Here is a 17,230-nt window from a genome sequence, read left to right on the forward strand (position 1 = left end):
AGGGCTCACAGAGCGGAGGTGCCCCAGGCTGGTGAAGGTGCAGCAATGGGCTCGTTCTCTGCCGTGTCGGACTCACGCGTCACCACGGTTGGAGCTGAAGTCTCTTCATGGCTGGCATTGGTGACGGTGACGCAGCTGGGGGCGAAGAGAAAAATGCTTTCTCCAACACGTTCCTGGTGGCCGTCGATCGCGAAGGTGCCGCCTGCCACGAAATCAACCGCACGCTGGGCCTGATCAGGCTCCATCATCGTGAGATTGAGAATGACCGTCTTGCGCTCGCGAAGGGCCTGAATCGCGCGGGGCATTTCATCGAAACTTCTCGGCTCCATCAGATTCACTTCGGCAGTCGCCGTGCTGATCCCGGGCATCCCGATCACATTCGAAGATGAGAGGTTGTCTCCAAGTTCGAAAGGGTTGCTTTCTCCAATGGTGGCCAAAGCCCCTCCATCGGCATGAACAGCACGCTGATCGTCTTCCTGCTGGTCGTCCTCGTACGCGAAGTCATCAAGCTCGCCATCGAGATAGTCGTCACCGGCGACGACGGCACGTAGACGGGAAATCAGCGACACCTTTGGATTCCTCTCGGGCTGAGACTTAATTGGGCCTTGACCCTGAATAGCGTTCCAGCTTGCTACAAGCAAGCCATTTCAGCCGGGAAGACTGGCTGGACGAGGTCCGAAGAGGGCGGACCCCAGACGGATCCAGGTACTGCCCGCCGTGACGGCCTCCCTCCAGTCGCCGCTCATCCCCATGGAGCACTCCTGCAGTTCGAGCTGATCTTTCAGGGCCGCGCACTCCCGAAACAGCCTGAGACGCTCATCGGAAGCCAGTCCCTGCGGCGCCATGGTCATCAGTCCACGGATCCGCAATGAAGGCAGGGACAGCAGCCGTGGCCATACATCGAACAGCTCCGTCTCAGACCATCCACCCTTGCTGGGGTCAGGGCGCAACTTCACCTGAAGCAACAACTCCGGGGTCCGCCCCTCCTCAGCCGCGATGCGCGAAACCCGTTCAGCCAGGGACCATGAATCAATGGAATGGATGACGGGGAAGGCACGCACAACACCCCGCACTTTGTTTTTCTGGAGACGACCGATGAAATGCCACTCCAAGGGCAGATCAGCGAGTTCAGACTGTTTCGGAACAGCCTCCTGAAGACGGCTCTCACCAAAGGCCTGCTGACCAAAACCAGCCAGCTCACGCACGGCCAAGGCTGGATGACCCTTGCTCACAGCGAGCAACCGCACTCGAGCGGGGATCTGGCTGGTCAGGGCACTCCAACGTTCAGAAGCGGAGCCCTGCACTGGAATCAGATGAAGGTTTGATCAAAGAGCTGTCTCCAGTTTTCAACCTCGGATGGTGCTTCACGACGACAGCGGTTCAGATGAACTTCGGCATGGTGCCGTGCGTCCTGATAGGGGATCACCTCAAACTGGGCTCCCCGCGGCTGAAGGGTGACCAGGAAAAACATGCGCTGGGCATACAGCGTTGCGTAAACATCTCGTCCCTCGCCCGCAGGAGCAACGCGATACAGCATCCCGAACGTGGGGTGATTGAGGTAGCGCTCGGCACTCATCTACGCCAAGGACATTTACTGGGCACCGAACTTACTCCTGATCGCCAAGATCGCCAGCAGAAGCGTTGCCGCCAGGACGTTGAGGCCATGACTTGGACGCTCACGAGGCAGTCGGAAATCGGCGGGCTCGAGCACACGCCCGCCGCGGGCGAGGAGGGCGTCTGCACCCTGCTCAGCTCTGAGCAAAATGTTGGCGAGCAATCGTTCACCCAAGGCGAGCACAAGGCCGAAAGCTGCCTTGAAACCCAGTCGTTTCAGACTGACCGCCCGACTGATCAAAGAGCGCAGCAGGTTCTGCAACTCCTCCTGAACAAGCGGCAGAAAGCGCAGCGCTAAGAGCAGCTGAAACCCAAGGCGATCGATGGGCAGCCCCAGGCGCTTCAGGGGGCTGAGCGTCCAGGAGAGCGCCCAGACAAGATCTTCAGGAGTGGTGGTAATCAAAACCAGGTTCACGCTGTGAATCACCGTGAAAATCAAGGTTGAAGTGCGAAGGCCCAACAGCGCGGACGCGCGATCCACCACCAGCGGCCCAAGGGTCAATGAACCGAACTGGATCGGGCCTAGCCGCAGCAGATCCCAGGACGGCCCCTGAGCAACGACTCCGGGGAGCTCCTCGCTGGGCCGTAGGGAGAGCGCCGCAGGCGGATCAACGGTCGGCAGCAGCATCGACAACATCCCGACGGCAGCCGCCAGCAGCACCAGCACCCCCATGGAACGCCACCAGAGTCGGACGGGCATTCCGCTGAAGGCAGTAAGCAGCAACAACAACAGCACCAGACCGACACGCCAGACCGGTCCAGCCAGAACTGGTGTGAGCAGGAACATCAGCGACCAAGCGAGTTTGAGCCTTGGGTCAAGCCGTCGCAACCAGCCTTCGCTGCCATCGACGTACTGACCCATCGGTATCTGACGGAGCCAGTCCATGGCTCAGCTCTGCCGGTTCTGTTGACGGGCGAGATCGCGTTCTGCGTCCCGCTGCTGCTTGCCCCGCCAGAACAGCTTCACCGGCGTTCCATCGAACCCCAATCCCTCCCGGATCTGACGTTCCACATAGCGGCGATAGGTTTCGCCGAACAATTTCGGATCATTGACGAACAGGGTGAACGAGGGCGGTCGGCTGGCGACCTGGGTGCCGTAGTACAGACGTCCCTGACGTCCACCACGGGTGGTCGGCGGGCTCCGCCAACTCAACGCCTCCTTGAGAACCTCATTCACCACTGAAGTGCTGACACGGCGCCTGTGCTGTTCAACGGCAAGGGTGGCCAACGCAAAGATGCTGTCCACACGCTGACCGGTCAGCGCTGAAGTGAAGAGCATCGGTGCCCAGTCAAGGAAATAAAGCTTGGCTCGAAGCTCCTTTTCCATGGCCGTCATGGTGTGGCTGTCCTTCTCAACCGCATCCCACTTGTTGACAACCAACACGCACGCCCGCCCGTCCTCCTCGATGCGCCCGGCGAGACGCTGATCCTGCTCGGTTACACCATCGAGAGCATCGATCACAAGCACGCAGACATCACTGCGCTCAATCGCCTTGAAGCTTCTGTTGATTCCGAAGAACTCAGGTCCGTAGTTGACACTGCGACGACGGCGGATGCCAGCTGTATCGATCAGCCGCCAGGGACGATTCTCACGTTCGATACGCGTGTCGATTGTGTCGCGTGTGGTGCCGCGGATCGGACTGACGATGGCCCTCTGCTCCCCGCAGACGGCATTGAGAAGACTGGACTTCCCCACATTCGGGCGGCCGATGATCGCCAATTGAATCGGCTCTTCATCGTCGCTCTCCTGATCCTTCGGGGGCAGATATGTGAGCACCTGATCGAGCAGATCTCCAGTCCCAGCACCATGAATCGCTGAAATCGGATGCGGTTCACCCAAACCGAGGCTCCAGAACTCAGCAGCCATCGCCAGGCCCTGTTCTGGAGATTCGCACTTGTTGACTGCCAGCAGCGTGGGGCAGCGATGGTTTCGGAGAAACTCCGCAATCGATTCATCGGCAGCGGTGACTCCCTGCTTCCCATCCACGATCACGAGCGCCACACTCGCCTCTTCCAGCGCGAGAACAGCCTGTTCGCGGATCTCAGGGAGGAATTCGCTGTCATCGTCGAAGACCAAACCACCCGTATCCACGACCTTGAACTCACGATCAGCCCAGTAGCCGTCCTGATAGGTGCGATCGCGGGTCACACCCGGTTCGTCATGCACGATGGCTTCGCGGCTGCGACAAAGCCGGTTGACCAACGTCGACTTTCCGACGTTGGGACGTCCGATGATCGCGACGACAGGACGCGCCACGGCTGTGGCCTCCATTCAATTCCTGACGATACAGAGCAGAGGAAACAGAAAACTTCTGCAATGAGACGCATGGGTCTCGCGTGAGATCGCTACGTGATGTTGCAGCTGCAACCATCTCGCCATGCTCGAGCTCATCGCAAGCATCGTGGTCGATTTATCCGACCAGAAGCTGACCGCTTACAACACCAATCAGGAAGTGATTCGGGTCATCCGTGTCAGCACGGGAAAAGCTTCCACCCCGACCCCCATCTTCGACAGCAAGGTCTTCACCAAATACCGTTCAACAACGATGTACGGCAGGACCTACACGGTCGCGGGGGTGCCCTACACGATGTGCGTCAGCGCTAACGAAGCAATCTGTATTCACGCGGCTCCCTGGCAGGAAAATGCAGGGCAAGCCTTCGGAGTCCCCCGTAGCAACGGCTGTGTACGTATGCCAATGGCAGGGGCCCGGTGGTTGTTCGAGAACACCGCCCCCGGCACTCCTGTCTCGATCCAAGCCTGAGAGATCAAGCCGATCAAACCACAGGCAAGTCCCCGGGGTGGCCAGCGACCGGATCAGCCGGTGTCGGCAGCTCTGGGGCCAGAGGCCCCTGGTTTGGTAACGGTTCGTCGTGCTCAACCAGCCATGCCAAAAGCCAGTTCACCGCTGTTGCACGACGGGTGCGCCTTGGGTAAAGCTCGCCGATGCGGTACCCCGCAAAGTTCATCTGTTGCTTCAGCAACTGCTTGTGGGGCTTTGAAATCGAGCGGGTCAACCGTACGGAAGCTGGCCGGCTGGCAATCAATTCCGGAGCCACCGGGAAAGCCTCAGCCCATGCGGCAGGGGTCTCACACCCCGCCAGCCAAACCGAACCGGCTTGTCGGTAGCCAAGCCGCTCCCAGATCCTTTCGCAGACGAAGCGATCACTGCAACGGTCCTCAAGGATCTGCTCCAGCAGGACTCGGCTGAGGGGCCAGAGGGCGGTCACATCACTCGGCAGCATGGGCCCATGCTTGCCTCAAATCCTCTCCAACTTCCAGGACGTGGCACGCCTCGTCAGCTGCACTGCCGTGTTCTGCAATCCCCGCTGGCAGGAGTCAGCGACAGCATCTTCCGAGGTCTGGTCCGGCGATGGGCCCCGGATGCGCTGCTCTTCACCGAAATGGTCAATGCCACGAGCCTGGAGCTGGGCCATGGTCGTAACAAGGTGGAAGAACTGACCAACGAGCAGGGTCCGATCGGGGTCCAGTTGTTCGATCACCGCCCTGGGGCCATTGCTGATGCCGCTCGGCGAGCCGAAGACGCAGGGGCATTCCTCATTGACATCAACATGGGCTGCCCGGTTCGCAAAATCGCCAGAAAAGGGGGCGGATCAGGCCTGATCCGAGACCCTGATCTTGCCTCTCGCATCGTGGAGGCGGTCGCAGAGGCCGTTCAACTTCCGGTCACCGTCAAAACCCGGCTGGGTTGGTGCGGCAGCGACGCGAATCCGGTGGCCTGGTGCCGACAACTGCAAGACGCTGGCGCCGAACTCCTGACCCTTCACGGTCGTACCCGTGACCAGGGATTCAAAGGGCAGGCCGACTGGCTAGCAATCGCAGCGGTGAAAAGGGCTCTCACGATCCCCCTGATCGCCAACGGAGACATCAACGACCCAGACGCAGCGCTGCGTTGCCTGAAGGAGACCGGCGCAGATGGGGTCATGGTTGGTCGCGGCACGATGGGTGCTCCCTGGCTGGTGGGACAGATCGATGCTGCGATCCGTGGCGAGACGGTCCCGATGACCCCCGGCCCAAGGTTGCGAGTCGAGCTGGCACGGGACCAGCTGCTGGCGCTTCTCGCCTCCAAAGGGGAGCACGGTCTGCTGATCGCGCGAAAACACATGAGCTGGACCTGCACAGGGTTCCCTGGAGCCTCTCAACTCCGCCACGACCTGATGCGCGCCCCTACCCCTCGCGAGGCCCTCTCCCTGCTGGACGCAACGCTTACAAGCCTGAGCGCAGGCGGTTCGGACTAATCGAAAAGCACGTCAGGGCAGGACAGAAGGCCAGCTCTGACGCACCAGCAGCAGCGAGAAGTAGGGGCGTTCGACAGCTGGCACATCTGCCGCCGGAGCAAGTTCCTGGTCCGGCCAGCCCACCCGTTCTGCGAACAGGGCTCGCTCGAGAATGCCGCGCACCTCAAGCCGTGGCTTGACCCATTGCCATCGCCGTCCGAGCTTCAGCAACACCAGTACGGAACGGTCCTGTTCAGCCCGATCAAGGAGGGCATCGAGTTCAACCTCCTTGGACGGGCACGGTGTAACAAGCAGCTGATCCTGCTGCAACGCCAGTGGCCATCCCATAGCGGCGGCCGCAGCTGAAAACGAGGTAATCCCTGGAATGACACGCCATCGACAAGCAGGATGCCGCTGCTGCATAGCAAGCAGGACATAACTGGAAGTGGCGAACAACGAGGCATCCCCCTCACAAAGCAGCACCACAGACTGCCCAGAAGCAATGGCCTCAGCCAGAGCATCGGCGGCGGCATGCCAAGCCTGACGCCTCGGGGCATCCTCCTCAACCATTGGAAACAGAAGAGGCATCACCGTCTGGTGAGAACTGATCCAGCGATGGGCAATGGTTGCTGCCATGCTTGACGCCCCAATCTGCGTCACCGGGCAAGCAATCACGTCCGCTGTCTCGATGGAACGCACGGCGGCAACGGTGAGAAGGTCCGGGTCACCGGGACCAACCCCAACGACCGTGAGACCGGGGGACAGCTGCTGATCAATGATGGACAGAGGATCTGTCGTCCGGGAGCCAGACGGTGAGTCGACTCAGCATCTTTCCAGAAGGCGCGAAGCAGACGGATTCCGACGCTGCTGTGCCGCTGCTCGTGAGTGACGACCCAGCAGTGATTCAGGGGGAATTGGCCCGACGCGGCATCGGCTTCGAACGATGGCCAGCGACCCAGAGGCTGGCGGACGGTGCGGACCAGTCAGACATTCTTTTGGCGTACCAGGCCGATGTCCGGCGCATTCAGACAGAAGGCGGCTACGCCACCGTTGACGCCATCCGTATGACGCCGGAACACCCGGATCGGGCGTCCCTCCGTCAGACCTTTCTCTCGGAGCACACTCACGCCGAAGACGAGGTGCGTTTTTTTGTGGAAGGCCGCGGGCTGTTTTCCCTGCACATCGGTGATGAAGTCCTGGTCACGCTGTGCGAGCAGGGAGATTTGATTCGGGTCCCCGCAGGGACCCGCCACTGGTTCGACATGGGCAACTCCCCCGCTTTTTGTGCGCTGCGTTTCTTCAACAACAGCGAAGGCTGGGTTGCACAGTTCAGCGGGGACCCGATCGCCGAGCGCTTCCCGACCCTGCAGGCATGCTCCAGAGCGCAATGTCGATGACCTTCGCCTCGATCCACCGATGGCCGCCGATCCTCCTAATCGCACTGATCGGCCTGGTCCCCGCCCGTCCCTGGCAAGCACAGCCCAACAACGGTTCGACCTCACCCACCGCGCGGAAGGTCGCCCGGATCGAGCTGGCGAGAAGCATTCGCGCATTTGCCACATCCACCCTGGCGAACGGGGACTGTCTCGTCAGTCGGGGACTCCTGAGCCGCTCCCAGGCAAACCAGGCGATGGGGATTGCACTGAGGGAAATGGGGATCAGTCCAGAGGTGCTGAGCAATCCTCAGGTGCTGAAAGCCGCCGGACTGCTTTTGTTCGATCTTGATGAAAATTGCAGCCTGAACAACCTCGATCAGGACAAAGCGCTGAAACTGGTGACCGACGAGCTGTGAGACCCGGTCCCGCATCGCGTCCAGGAGGAGACAGCTGAACAACCGACTTTTCCTTTTTTGAGAGGAAAAAGATCTCCATACCGTTCGGGCTTCTGCAAAACCTCCGATGGTTTCGGCCCGCGTGCTCGCAGCCACCATGCTTTGCCCGGTACTGCATGGAGCGGCTGCAAGCGCTAGCGAGCTCGCTGCCCTGCAAAGCCACGAGACGATCCTCGTGCTGGAGCGCACATCCCGCCAGCTCTCACGCACCCACGATCCGATCTGGACGCTGCGGCTTGAAACGCCAGGAGGACAGCCTCACCATTTCGATGCGGTGAGCGGTCGTGCCCATCGCCAGCAGGCGGATCGACATCGCACCGGCACGCGGGCGCCATTGCCGATGGGTCGCTACAGCCTTGGCCCCGTTGAACAGCTGGGCCCCGAAGATCCCGCTGAACTCGGCCCCATCTGGATTGGCATCGAACCCCAGTTTCCCACTGGACGTGGGCATCTCGGCATCCATCTCGATCCCAGCGCAAACCGCAACGCCAACAGCGGCACCCTTGGTTGCGTCGGACTGATTCACCGCAATGACATGGTTCGGCTGGCTGACCTGGTCCAACGCCATAACGTCAAAGCGCTGGTGGTCCAAAACTGATGTTCTCCGGATGGGGGCTGAGCTGGGGTGGATGGATTGACAACCGCCGAGGCGAATGGTGGCTGCTCGCCCAGCTTTCACTGATCACAGCCCATTTGCTTCCAGCCTGGCCCGCTGCCGCCACCTGGGGGCTCTCCGTCTGGCCCCGCAGCCTTGTCTGGGCAGGAACGCTGTTAGTGCTCAGCGGCGTCTTCATGGCACTACAGGCGTTCTGGGTCCTTGGGACCAGTCTCTCCCCCCTGCCCGCCCCCAAAGACGGCAATCTCTTGGTGCGTTCTGGGCCCTACAGCCGATCTCGCCACCCTCTGTATCAAGCCGTCCTGATCTGCTCTTTCGGCCTGACCATTGCCATCGGCAGCGTTCTGCATCTCCTGCTTGGGCTCGCCCTTGCAGCGGTGCTGCGAGGAAAGGCCAAACGAGAAGAAGCGGAGCTCAAGGTCCTCCATCCCGATTACGCCGCTTATCAGGCTTCAACGCCAGCGATTGTCCCAAGGGTCGCTCCCCTCGACTGGCGGCAGTGAGTCTGACCAGCCAGGTGCGGAAACCGTTCATGCTGAAATGACCGGGCTTTTCAGGACGTATGACGCCCAGCCCTGTTCATCGCAAGGGGATCATCCTCGCCGGCGGCAGTGGCACCCGGCTCCATCCGATCACACAGGCAATGAGCAAACAGCTCCTGCCTGTGTACGACAAGCCAATGATCTATTACCCGCTGAGCACATTGATGCTCGCTGGGATCAGGGACGTGCTGATCATCACCACGCCCCACGAAAAGGAGGCATTCATCCGGCTGCTCGGGGATGGATCCCGCTGGGGAATGCGGATCCACTACGCCGTCCAACCCAGCCCTGATGGACTGGCCCAGGCTTTTCTGATCGGCGCCGACTTTCTGGCCGGGGCTCCAGCAGCTCTCGTGCTCGGTGACAACCTGTTCCACGGCCATGACCTGGTTCCCCAACTGGTGTCAAGCAATCAACGCGATCGTGGAGCCACCGTGTTTGCTTACCCCGTAAGGGATCCAGAACGGTATGGCGTTGCCGAATTCAACGCCGACGGCACAGTGCTCAGCATTGAAGAGAAACCACAACATCCCCGCAGCCGTTATGCGGTGACCGGGCTTTATTTCTACGACCAAACCGTCGTTGAACGGGCCCGTCAGGTGCGCCCCTCAACGCGAGGCGAACTTGAAATCACCGACCTGAACCGCTCCTATCTCGAAGAGGGAGAACTGCGGGTGGAACTGATGGGCCGTGGCATGGCCTGGCTCGATACGGGCACCTGTGATTCGTTGAACGATGCTGCCGGATACATCCGCACCCTGGAACATCGCCAGGGTCTCAAGGTGGGCTGTCCGGAAGAGGTGGCATGGCGCCAGGGTTGGATTGATGCCGATCAGCTGAGACACCTGGCTCAACCGCTGCGTAAAAGCGGCTATGGCACCTATCTCCTTCAGCTGCTGAAAGAGAACATCAGTGATCACGCTGCGCTGCAGAGCAGCCTGGAGGTTCCCAGTGGACGCTGAACAACTCACAACGATCCACGGTCAAACCCTGGAAGGGCCACTGCTGATCAAACCGCGCGTGTTCGGCGATGTTCGTGGTTGGTTCTACGAGAGTTGGAACCTGCGGGCCTTCAACCAGGCTGTTGGCGAAGCGGTGGTTTTCTCCCAGGACAACCACTCGCGCTCGATCCGTGGGGTGTTGCGAGGATTGCATTACCAACTCTCTCCTGAGCCCCAGGCCAAACTTGTCCGGGCCAGCGTCGGAGCGATCTTTGATGTTGCTGTGGATCTTCGCCGTTCATCGCCAAGCTTCGGCAAGTGGATTGGCACAGAACTGAGTGAAGAGAACAAGCATCAGCTCTGGATTCCGGAGGGTTTCGCCCACGGGTTTCTGACCCTGAGCCCAACAGCGGAAGTGCAGTACAAGGCGCGAGGGTTCTGGAACCGCAGCTGCGAGCGGGCCATCCGATGGGATGACGAACATCTCGCTATTCAATGGCCAAAGCATGCTTTACACGGCGAGAAGGTCAGCCTTTCAGGGAAGGATGCTGAGGCGCCGTCATTCAGCGCCGTTCAATCCACAGGAGACCTGTTCCCATGAGGGTGCTGCTGACCGGTGCCGCGGGACAACTTGGGCAGGCACTTGTGGCCTCGGCCCCTCCAGGGATTCAACTCATCGCCACCAGCCGCGTTGAACTGGATTTGGCTGACTTTGCCGCATGCCGGAGCGCAGTTGCCACCCATCAGCCCGCATGGGTGATCAATGCCGGTGCATACACCGGCGTCGACTTGGCGGAAACCAACCAGGATCTCGCCATGGCAGTGAACGCCGGAGCACCTCGGGCCTTCGCCGAAGCCCTGGCGAACACAAAGGGGAAGGGTCGTTTGCTGCAACTGAGCACGGATTTCGTCTTCAACGGATCGCAGGGAACCCCTTACAGAGTCGACCAAATGCGGGATCCACTCGGCGTCTATGGACGGACCAAAGCGAAGGGAGAGGAAGCCGTTGAAGAGGTTCTTGACCCAGCGGCAGCTGTAATCCTCCGCACCAGCTGGGTGATGGGACCCGTGGGCCGCAATTTCGCCCTCACGATGCTCCGCCTGCATCAAACCAAAGACGTGATCAGCGTGGTGGCGGATCAGGTGGGGTGCCCCACCAGCACCCTCACTCTGGCCAAGGCCTGCTGGCGTGTTGTCGAGTGCGACGCAGATCCCATGCCACCGGTGCTGCACTGGAGCGATGCCGGAGCAGCCAGCTGGTACGACGTGGCTGTCGCCGTTGGAGAACTTGGACAGGAACTGGGTCTGCTGGAGCATCCAGCAACAGTGCAACCGATCTGCACTGCCGAATACCCCACCCCCGCGCGCCGACCGGACTACTCGCTGCTGGATTGTGTTGGCAGCCGCAAAGCCCTCGCTCTGGATGGCCAGCACTGGCGTGTCGCCCTGCGCAGCGTGCTGATGGCCATCCCTCCTCAATCAACGCAACCATGACTGACGTGATGTCCTCAGCCGCTGAACTGCTGGGTTCCCGCTGCCGTGTGCTCGTCACCGGCGGAGCGGGTTTCATCGGTGGCGCTGTGGTGCGACGCCTGCTGAACGAGAGCGAGGCGATCGTGTTCAACCTCGACAAGATGGGATATGCCAGTGATTTGACCAGCATCAACCAGGTGCTGGTGAGCCTGGGTCCGGAGGCTGCAGACAGACATCAATTGCTCAAGGTTGATCTTTGCGACGCCGAGGCGGTCGCCCAGTCCGTCAAGCGGGCTGATCCTGACCTGGTCATGCATCTCGCAGCCGAGAGCCACGTCGATCGATCGATTTCCGGGCCGGGGGTCTTCATCGACAGCAACGTGACGGGCACCTACAACCTCCTGCAAGCCGTTCGCCTGCACTACGAGGGGTTACCGGAATCACGACGCGGTCCGTTCCGGTTGCACCACATCAGCACCGATGAAGTGTTTGGCTCGCTTGGAGCCCACGGCCGGTTCGAGGAAACCACCCCCTACGACCCGCGCAGTCCCTACTCAGCCAGCAAAGCGGCCAGTGACCACCTCGTGAACGCCTGGCATCACACCTTCGGCCTGCCTGTTGTGCTCACGAACTGCTCCAACAATTACGGGCCATGGCAATTCCCGGAGAAACTGATTCCGGTGGTCACCCTGAAAGCAGCGGCTGGAGAGGACATTCCCCTGTACGGCGACGGCCTCAATGTGAGGGACTGGCTCTACGTGGAAGACCACGTGGATGCCCTTCTCCTGGCCGCCTGCAAGGGCGAGTCAGGTCGGAGTTACTGCGTCGGCGGCCACGGCGAACGCACCAATCGCGAAGTCGTTGAAACGATCTGTCTCCAGCTGGATGAGCTCAAGCGCAGTGCAGCTCCGCATCGTGATCTGATCCGTCGCGTCACCGATCGCCCGGGGCATGATCGCCGCTATGCCATTAACCCTGCTCGAATCAGCAGCGAGCTCGGCTGGAAGCCACGCCATGACGTGAGCACTGGATTCCGCGAAACCGTCCGCTGGTATCTCGATCACCAAGACTGGTGCAGCCGTGTGCGTGAACAAGCGCACTACGACGGAGGGCGCCTGGGAACGGTGACGTGATCAATAACGACGCTCAGCAGCACTATTTCCAAGCCCGATTTCGATCGGATCTCGGCGTCTTAGCGGCTTACCAACCCATCCAGGTCAGCCGAGGAAAAGACACGATGCTTCTCTTTCCACCGATAGGAGAGGCAGCAGTCACTCTGGAAGGCGAGCCCGAGGACTACAACTTTGCAGTCCCAGGGCAAGATCTTGAGGGAAAGGAGCTGTTTGAGTTCCGCAAGCAGTTGAGCGCTGCCATCACGATGCTGGATCTCAGTCAATGGCTGTTTGATCGAAGCTCAAGGGTCAACACACCGCACAGCTGCGCCCAACTGCGCCTCAACGACGAACTGGAGACCGAAGCGCTCTGCAGCAATCTGCACACGATCTACCTGGACCATTTGCAACGACCGGATGCTCCATTTGAACTCCGCTGCCGAATGTCAGCCAAAGGGAGCGGGTCCTCCGATGTTGTCGATCTGGCCCGAGCCTGCAGAAACCTGCACCGAGCGGCCCAAGCGGTTGGCGCCATCGGCTCAGGGCAGGGTCAGCCTGTCGACATCATCATCCCCACCTATGGACAGCCGATCTTTACCCTTCGCTGTCTTGCATCAGTGTTCAAGGACCTCCTGATCAACCGTCAGATGATTCATGGACGGTTCGATGTCAATCTTCAGGTGGTTGACGATGACCACCCCAAAAAAGACGGCCATATCGTTCTGCATCGACTTAGCCAACAGGGATGCCTGGAGTTCCATGTCAATACAAACAATCTCGGCTTTCTAGAGAGTTGCAATCAGGCCGTTTGCCGCAGTCGAACTGACAGCCTGGTTGTTCTTCTCAACAACGACATCGAAGTTCTTCCTGGCTGGATCCAGGGCCTCGCGGAAACATTCCAGCAAGAACAAGGTGTAGGCCTAGTGGGATCCAAACTGATCTACCCGGATGGTCGACTTCAGGAAGCCGGGGGCATTGTCTGGAGCGACGGATCCGCATGGAATCTTGGTCGACTCAAGCGACCCGATCACCCTGATTTCAACTACGCCCGCAGCGCCGATTACATCTCTGGTGCGTCGATCATGGTGCCTCGCTCCGTCTGGGATGCGGTGGGCGGATTCGATCGTCGCTATATCCCCGCTTACTACGAGGACACAGACCTGGCCCTGATGATTCGTGAACATGGACTGAAGGTGATCTACCAGCCCAGCTCGCAGGCCATCCACCACGAAGGCATTTCAAATGGCACCGATTTAGGCCAGGGAACCAAGGCTTTCCAACTGAAAAATCAGGTGAAGTTTCTAGATAAATGGCGAGAGCGCTTAAGCCATTACCAACCGAATGGAGAAAAGTTAGCCAAGGCAAAACACCGCGGAACGGTGGGATCAATTCTTGTTCTAGAAAATCTTTTACTTGATCCGGAAGGAGATGCTGGCTCACTATTCATGATGAATTATTGCCTCGCCCTCAAAGAACTTGGATACGCGATTTCCTATGCTCCTATGGACAACCTCTGTCGACTCGAAGACAAAGCACTGTTGATGGGTTCAAGGGGAATCCAGGTTTTGGCCCATCCCGAAATCGAATCAATTCACGACATTTTCATCAAACAGAGTCTCGAATTCAATCTTGTTCTAATTGCACGGCCTGGCAATTACCGGCATCTGGAAATGCTCCGGAAGCTTGCTCCGGCTACACCAATCGCTTACTTCACACATGATCTCCATTTTCTACGCACAGACAGGACAGCCGCGAATCTCACCAGTACGGACGAGAAAAAGAAGCTTTTGAAAAAGTCAGCGAAGCTCAAACAACTTGAAACCAGGATTTTTAGAGAGGTCGATCTGGTTCTTCACATCAGCGAGCAGGAAAACCAGATTGCTCAGGCATTGCATGCACACACTTCCGTGGTGCTTCCACCAGTTGTTTCAACAACAGATGCTGCTTTCACTCCACAACAGACCACCCCTTCAGGTCAGGTTCTGTTTGTTGGCAATTTCGCGCATGCTCCGAATGTGACTGCAGCCCAATGGATGGTGGAGCAGATTTGGCCATTGGTCCAGGCGCAACGGCCTGAGCTTCAGTTGCTGATTGCCGGCAAAAATCCACCTGCGGGCCTTGATCAAAACCCCAGCATTCACGTTCTTGGATACGTGGAGAATCTGAGCGAGCTTCTGAATCGCGCCCACGTTGGCCTTGCACCTCTGCTGGAGGGAGCTGGTGTGAAAGGGAAGGTGCTGAGTTCTCTGGCCCATGGTCTACCGATCGTGACCACTTCCATCGGCGCGGAAGGAATCATCAGCGCAGAACGAAGCTGTGATGCCGTGCGGGTGGCCGATCATGCTGAAGGCCTGGCCGCGCTGGTTGTGGAGCTGAGCGATTACTCGCCGGAGCAGCGGCAGGCGTTGTCGGCCGTTGGTCGCGGCTTCATTGCTGACCATTTCAGCCCAGCAGCACTGATCAGCAGCTTCAAGCAAATGCTGGGGCTCTTGCAGCTCCCGAGTCAGAACGTGACCAGATCATTCCAGCCCTACCAACCCCGCAGCAGTGATCTTCGCTTCGACCAGAACAACAGCTTCAGCCACTGGTCTCACCCACTTGCGTAACTGCATCCATCTGCTGGTGGAGAGAGGCGGTATCCGCAGGGTGATTCACCAAAATGTCGTGAATCGCCATTGCCTCATCCAGCAACGGTGCCACCTCGTTTGACACGTCATCCATTCGCTCCTCTTTTCGCTGCCGTTGCAAAGACGGATCGATGAATCCAGCGGCCTGAGACGTGAGGCCTGCATCCGTATCGTCTGGATGCGTGATCTGCCGGCACTGGGCGAGGACGGCATCCGGCTCCTGCAACAAGTTGTTGAAGCTGAGAATCAGCCGTCGTTGACCACGCGTCTCCCGTTCCGCCTCTCTTACGTGGGCGATCCAAAGTGCCAAACCTCTGCCAAGGCTTGTTCCCTGTGCTGTCTGCAGCGATCGAGCCACCTCCATGGGGTGACGGACAGGAATGAAGAAGCAGAAATCCACAACAGCTGCGTTGAACAGCGGACGCATGCCAGCCATCAGAACGCACATCCTTGGATCCTTGATGACCGGATGATGGGTGCCGCGGCAGGTCTGGGTGAGCTGGTGAATCAGTTGTCGCCTCCACACCACAGCTTTCTGGGTCGTCCACCAGTTCAGCGGCAGCTGATCGCTGCTGGACCAATGCAGGCCCAGATCTTCAAACAGGCGGTCGTTCACTTGCATTAGGCCCTCCGATTCCCAGTACCCCTTGAGATTGATCACGTCATCGGGGCGATCCATCAGGTCGTCGGGCACATCCAAACCCGCCTGAGCGAGCATCCCCGTAAGCGCCGAGGTGCCGCTTCGATGCATCCCGAGCACCACCGCCAGCCGTGGTGGTAATCCTCCATAGGCAACAGCTCTGTGCAGCTCCATCTGAGCGACCAGCACATCGGGAAGAGCCCGCAGGGCAGCCTCGCGCACTGGCGCAACCGATCCTCCGATTGCGAAGCAGTCATCCGATCCATCACCGGCTTGATCCAGAACCGTCATGGCAGTGTTGAGGTGTTGAGCGGCTTGCTCTGACCGGTCCAGCAGGAGATATCGGCAGGCCTGCACCAGATGCTCCCGAATCAGCAGCAGAACAACCCTGACGGACGCATCACATGTCCCAGCCCAGTCGGCAACGGCTCCAGCATCTGTCTCCATCGGAGCCGGCATCCGCTTCAGACCATCCAGAAGTGGTGGCTGCGCCAAATCGGGCACCGATGAAGGCTGGACGGCATCACCCCAGAGCCCATCCATCCAGCGTTCAACGGCAACTGAATACCGAGAATGCAGCGTCATTGGAACGGGGAATCCGATCGCCGATCCAGCATCAGGTCCGTGATCAAATGAACCGAAGCACTGGATGCACGCGCTAAAGCTTCCTGCTGGAGGGTCTTGAATCTGATCTCCTGTTCGAGCTGCTCAATCTCCCTTCGATGCTGCTCAGTGGCATCCCTGAAGCTTTGCGCATGACTGAGCTCCAGAGCATCAAGATGCTGTTTGAGTTGATCCCGCTCCTCGATCAAAACGGAGCATGAACCATTCAACTCGCGCCGGGTCTCATCGAGCCTCTGATCCGCAAAGTCCTGAACCCTGGCCAGCTCCTTGGCGTGCGTTTGCTGTGCGTCCTCGAGGGTTTGAGCGAGCTGACGGCGCTCGGAGAGCTGCTCATCGCGCTCCTGCACCAGAGCAGCCCGCTGATCCTGCAGTCTCTCCACCAGGGATCGCAACATCTGCAACCCGGATCTCTGGAAGAGAAGGCCGTCGTCCTGACGCCGAAATCCAAGCGGTTCAAGCTGGCCGGCCAGTACCCCAGCCCAGTGTTTCTCTGCCTGGGGGCTGAGCACCTGAACGGTCTGAAACAAAGCGGCCCAATCACCACATCCAGCAATCGCGGCAAGGGGATCCCCCTGGCGCATCAACAGGCAACCGGTCTGATGTTCTTCCAACGGAAGAGCGGCCTCATCCAGCAGTGCCGCCAGAGTCTGACCAGTGCGTGTCTGCTGGTGAAGGCATCGCAAGTTCCCTGCCCCGCTTGTCCAATGTTCGGGGGCAAGCACACCATCGAAGCGGCCGTCACTGAAGCTGAACCAGGGCAAGAGTTGCCCTGGTTCAGCACTGACCACCGCGCAGAGAAGCACACAGGGGAAAGAGAAGACCGCTGCGTTCTCCTTCAGGTCACTGGCCAGACGATCCAGCTGCGTCTGATCAGCGTCGACAACCAGAGCAGGCCCGTGGGGGAGGTGATCAGCCAACGTCGGAGCTCCGATGAGCACATGGAAGTGCTTGGCTGGATTCATCCGATTGACCTG

The 17,230-nt window shown here is 59.5% G+C and carries 20 protein-coding genes; 11 read left to right on the forward strand and 9 right to left on the reverse strand.

Features of this window, described 5'->3' with window-relative positions:
- Window positions 1–5: 5 nt before the first annotated feature.
- The 5 genes from SIB64_RS14765 to der all read right to left on the reverse strand — a co-directional run bounded on the left by SIB64_RS14765 (window position 6) and on the right by der (window position 3,871).
- The gene (locus SIB64_RS14765) at window positions 6–569 is read right to left on the reverse strand and encodes a cell division protein SepF (RefSeq protein WP_413440945.1); all 564 of its coding nucleotides are present in this window, start codon (window positions 567–569) and stop codon (window positions 6–8) included.
- Between the two features lie 78 nt (window positions 570–647).
- Window positions 648–1,304, reverse strand: coding sequence for a YggS family pyridoxal phosphate-dependent enzyme (locus tag SIB64_RS14770; RefSeq protein ID WP_413440946.1), 657 nt, complete (start codon window positions 1,302–1,304; stop codon window positions 648–650).
- Between the two features lie 5 nt (window positions 1,305–1,309).
- Window positions 1,310–1,576, reverse strand: coding sequence for a PipX family protein (locus SIB64_RS14775; protein WP_413440947.1), 267 nt, complete (start codon window positions 1,574–1,576; stop codon window positions 1,310–1,312).
- Between the two features lie 15 nt (window positions 1,577–1,591).
- On the reverse strand, window positions 1,592–2,500 hold the full coding sequence (locus SIB64_RS14780) for an energy-coupling factor transporter transmembrane component T family protein (protein WP_413440948.1): 909 nt from the start codon (window positions 2,498–2,500) through the stop codon (window positions 1,592–1,594).
- 3 nt (window positions 2,501–2,503) lie between these two features.
- On the reverse strand, window positions 2,504–3,871 hold the full coding sequence (gene der / locus SIB64_RS14785) for a ribosome biogenesis GTPase Der (RefSeq protein WP_413443050.1): 1,368 nt from the start codon (window positions 3,869–3,871) through the stop codon (window positions 2,504–2,506).
- Between the two features lie 121 nt (window positions 3,872–3,992).
- Between der and SIB64_RS14790 the strand changes: the two genes are divergently transcribed.
- Complete coding sequence (locus tag SIB64_RS14790) at window positions 3,993–4,376, forward strand: L,D-transpeptidase (RefSeq protein ID WP_413440949.1); 384 nt, start codon at window positions 3,993–3,995, stop codon at window positions 4,374–4,376.
- A 13-nt stretch (window positions 4,377–4,389) separates the two neighbouring features.
- Here the strand turns inward: SIB64_RS14790 and SIB64_RS14795 are convergent, their stop codons facing one another.
- Entirely contained in the window at window positions 4,390–4,857 is a 468-nt protein-coding gene (locus SIB64_RS14795) for a DUF1823 family protein (RefSeq protein ID WP_413440950.1), read from the reverse strand.
- A 6-nt stretch (window positions 4,858–4,863) separates the two neighbouring features.
- On the opposite strand from SIB64_RS14795, the gene dusB reads away from it, so the two are divergent.
- Window positions 4,864–5,871 carry a tRNA dihydrouridine synthase DusB gene (gene dusB / locus SIB64_RS14800; protein WP_413440951.1) on the forward strand — a complete coding sequence of 336 codons (1,008 nt, stop codon included), beginning with the start codon at window positions 4,864–4,866 and terminating at the stop codon, window positions 5,869–5,871.
- Window positions 5,872–5,883: 12 nt separating this feature from the next.
- Here the strand turns inward: dusB and cobI are convergent, their stop codons facing one another.
- Window positions 5,884–6,615 carry a precorrin-2 C(20)-methyltransferase gene (cobI, locus tag SIB64_RS14805; protein ID WP_413443051.1) on the reverse strand — a complete coding sequence of 244 codons (732 nt, stop codon included), beginning with the start codon at window positions 6,613–6,615 and terminating at the stop codon, window positions 5,884–5,886.
- Window positions 6,616–6,662: 47 nt separating this feature from the next.
- Between cobI and SIB64_RS14810 the strand changes: the two genes are divergently transcribed.
- From SIB64_RS14810 to SIB64_RS14850, 9 genes are all read left to right on the forward strand, one after another.
- Window positions 6,663–7,247 (forward strand): 1,2-dihydroxy-3-keto-5-methylthiopentene dioxygenase, encoded by a 585-nt coding sequence (locus tag SIB64_RS14810; protein WP_413440952.1) that lies wholly within the window; start codon window positions 6,663–6,665, stop codon window positions 7,245–7,247.
- The gene (locus tag SIB64_RS14815) at window positions 7,244–7,642 is read left to right on the forward strand and encodes a hypothetical protein (RefSeq protein WP_413440953.1); all 399 of its coding nucleotides are present in this window, start codon (window positions 7,244–7,246) and stop codon (window positions 7,640–7,642) included. The genes SIB64_RS14810 and SIB64_RS14815 overlap by 4 nt, the downstream gene beginning before the upstream one ends.
- Window positions 7,643–7,748: 106 nt before the next feature.
- Window positions 7,749–8,279, forward strand: coding sequence for a hypothetical protein (locus tag SIB64_RS14820; RefSeq protein ID WP_413440955.1), 531 nt, complete (start codon window positions 7,749–7,751; stop codon window positions 8,277–8,279).
- Window positions 8,279–8,800 (forward strand): methyltransferase family protein, encoded by a 522-nt coding sequence (locus tag SIB64_RS14825; RefSeq protein ID WP_413440956.1) that lies wholly within the window; start codon window positions 8,279–8,281, stop codon window positions 8,798–8,800. Before SIB64_RS14820 ends, SIB64_RS14825 begins: the two co-directional genes overlap by 1 nt.
- A gap of 59 nt (window positions 8,801–8,859) precedes the next feature.
- Window positions 8,860–9,801: a glucose-1-phosphate thymidylyltransferase RfbA gene (gene rfbA / locus SIB64_RS14830; protein ID WP_413440957.1), complete on the forward strand. Its 942-nt coding sequence runs from the start codon at window positions 8,860–8,862 to the stop codon at window positions 9,799–9,801.
- The gene (gene rfbC, locus SIB64_RS14835; RefSeq protein ID WP_413440958.1) at window positions 9,791–10,381 is read left to right on the forward strand and encodes a dTDP-4-dehydrorhamnose 3,5-epimerase; all 591 of its coding nucleotides are present in this window, start codon (window positions 9,791–9,793) and stop codon (window positions 10,379–10,381) included. Before rfbA ends, rfbC begins: the two co-directional genes overlap by 11 nt.
- Window positions 10,378–11,274: a dTDP-4-dehydrorhamnose reductase gene (gene rfbD, locus SIB64_RS14840; RefSeq protein ID WP_413440959.1), complete on the forward strand. Its 897-nt coding sequence runs from the start codon at window positions 10,378–10,380 to the stop codon at window positions 11,272–11,274. Before rfbC ends, rfbD begins: the two co-directional genes overlap by 4 nt.
- Complete coding sequence (gene rfbB / locus SIB64_RS14845; protein ID WP_413440960.1) at window positions 11,271–12,386, forward strand: dTDP-glucose 4,6-dehydratase; 1,116 nt, start codon at window positions 11,271–11,273, stop codon at window positions 12,384–12,386. The genes rfbD and rfbB overlap by 4 nt, the downstream gene beginning before the upstream one ends.
- Window positions 12,383–14,971: a glycosyltransferase gene (locus tag SIB64_RS14850; RefSeq protein WP_413440961.1), complete on the forward strand. Its 2,589-nt coding sequence runs from the start codon at window positions 12,383–12,385 to the stop codon at window positions 14,969–14,971. The genes rfbB and SIB64_RS14850 overlap by 4 nt, the downstream gene beginning before the upstream one ends.
- Here SIB64_RS14850 and SIB64_RS14855 read toward each other — a convergent pair.
- Both SIB64_RS14855 and SIB64_RS14860 read right to left on the reverse strand, forming a co-directional pair.
- Window positions 14,943–16,217: a sulfotransferase family protein gene (locus SIB64_RS14855; protein ID WP_413440962.1), complete on the reverse strand. Its 1,275-nt coding sequence runs from the start codon at window positions 16,215–16,217 to the stop codon at window positions 14,943–14,945. The genes SIB64_RS14850 and SIB64_RS14855 overlap by 29 nt on opposite strands.
- The gene (locus tag SIB64_RS14860; protein WP_413440963.1) at window positions 16,214–17,218 is read right to left on the reverse strand and encodes a hypothetical protein; all 1,005 of its coding nucleotides are present in this window, start codon (window positions 17,216–17,218) and stop codon (window positions 16,214–16,216) included. Before SIB64_RS14860 ends, SIB64_RS14855 begins: the two co-directional genes overlap by 4 nt.
- Window positions 17,219–17,230: the final 12 nt, after the last annotated feature.

Source organism: Synechococcus sp. MIT S1220 (genome assembly GCF_047303025.1).
GTDB lineage: Bacteria > Cyanobacteriota > Cyanobacteriia > PCC-6307 > Cyanobiaceae > Parasynechococcus.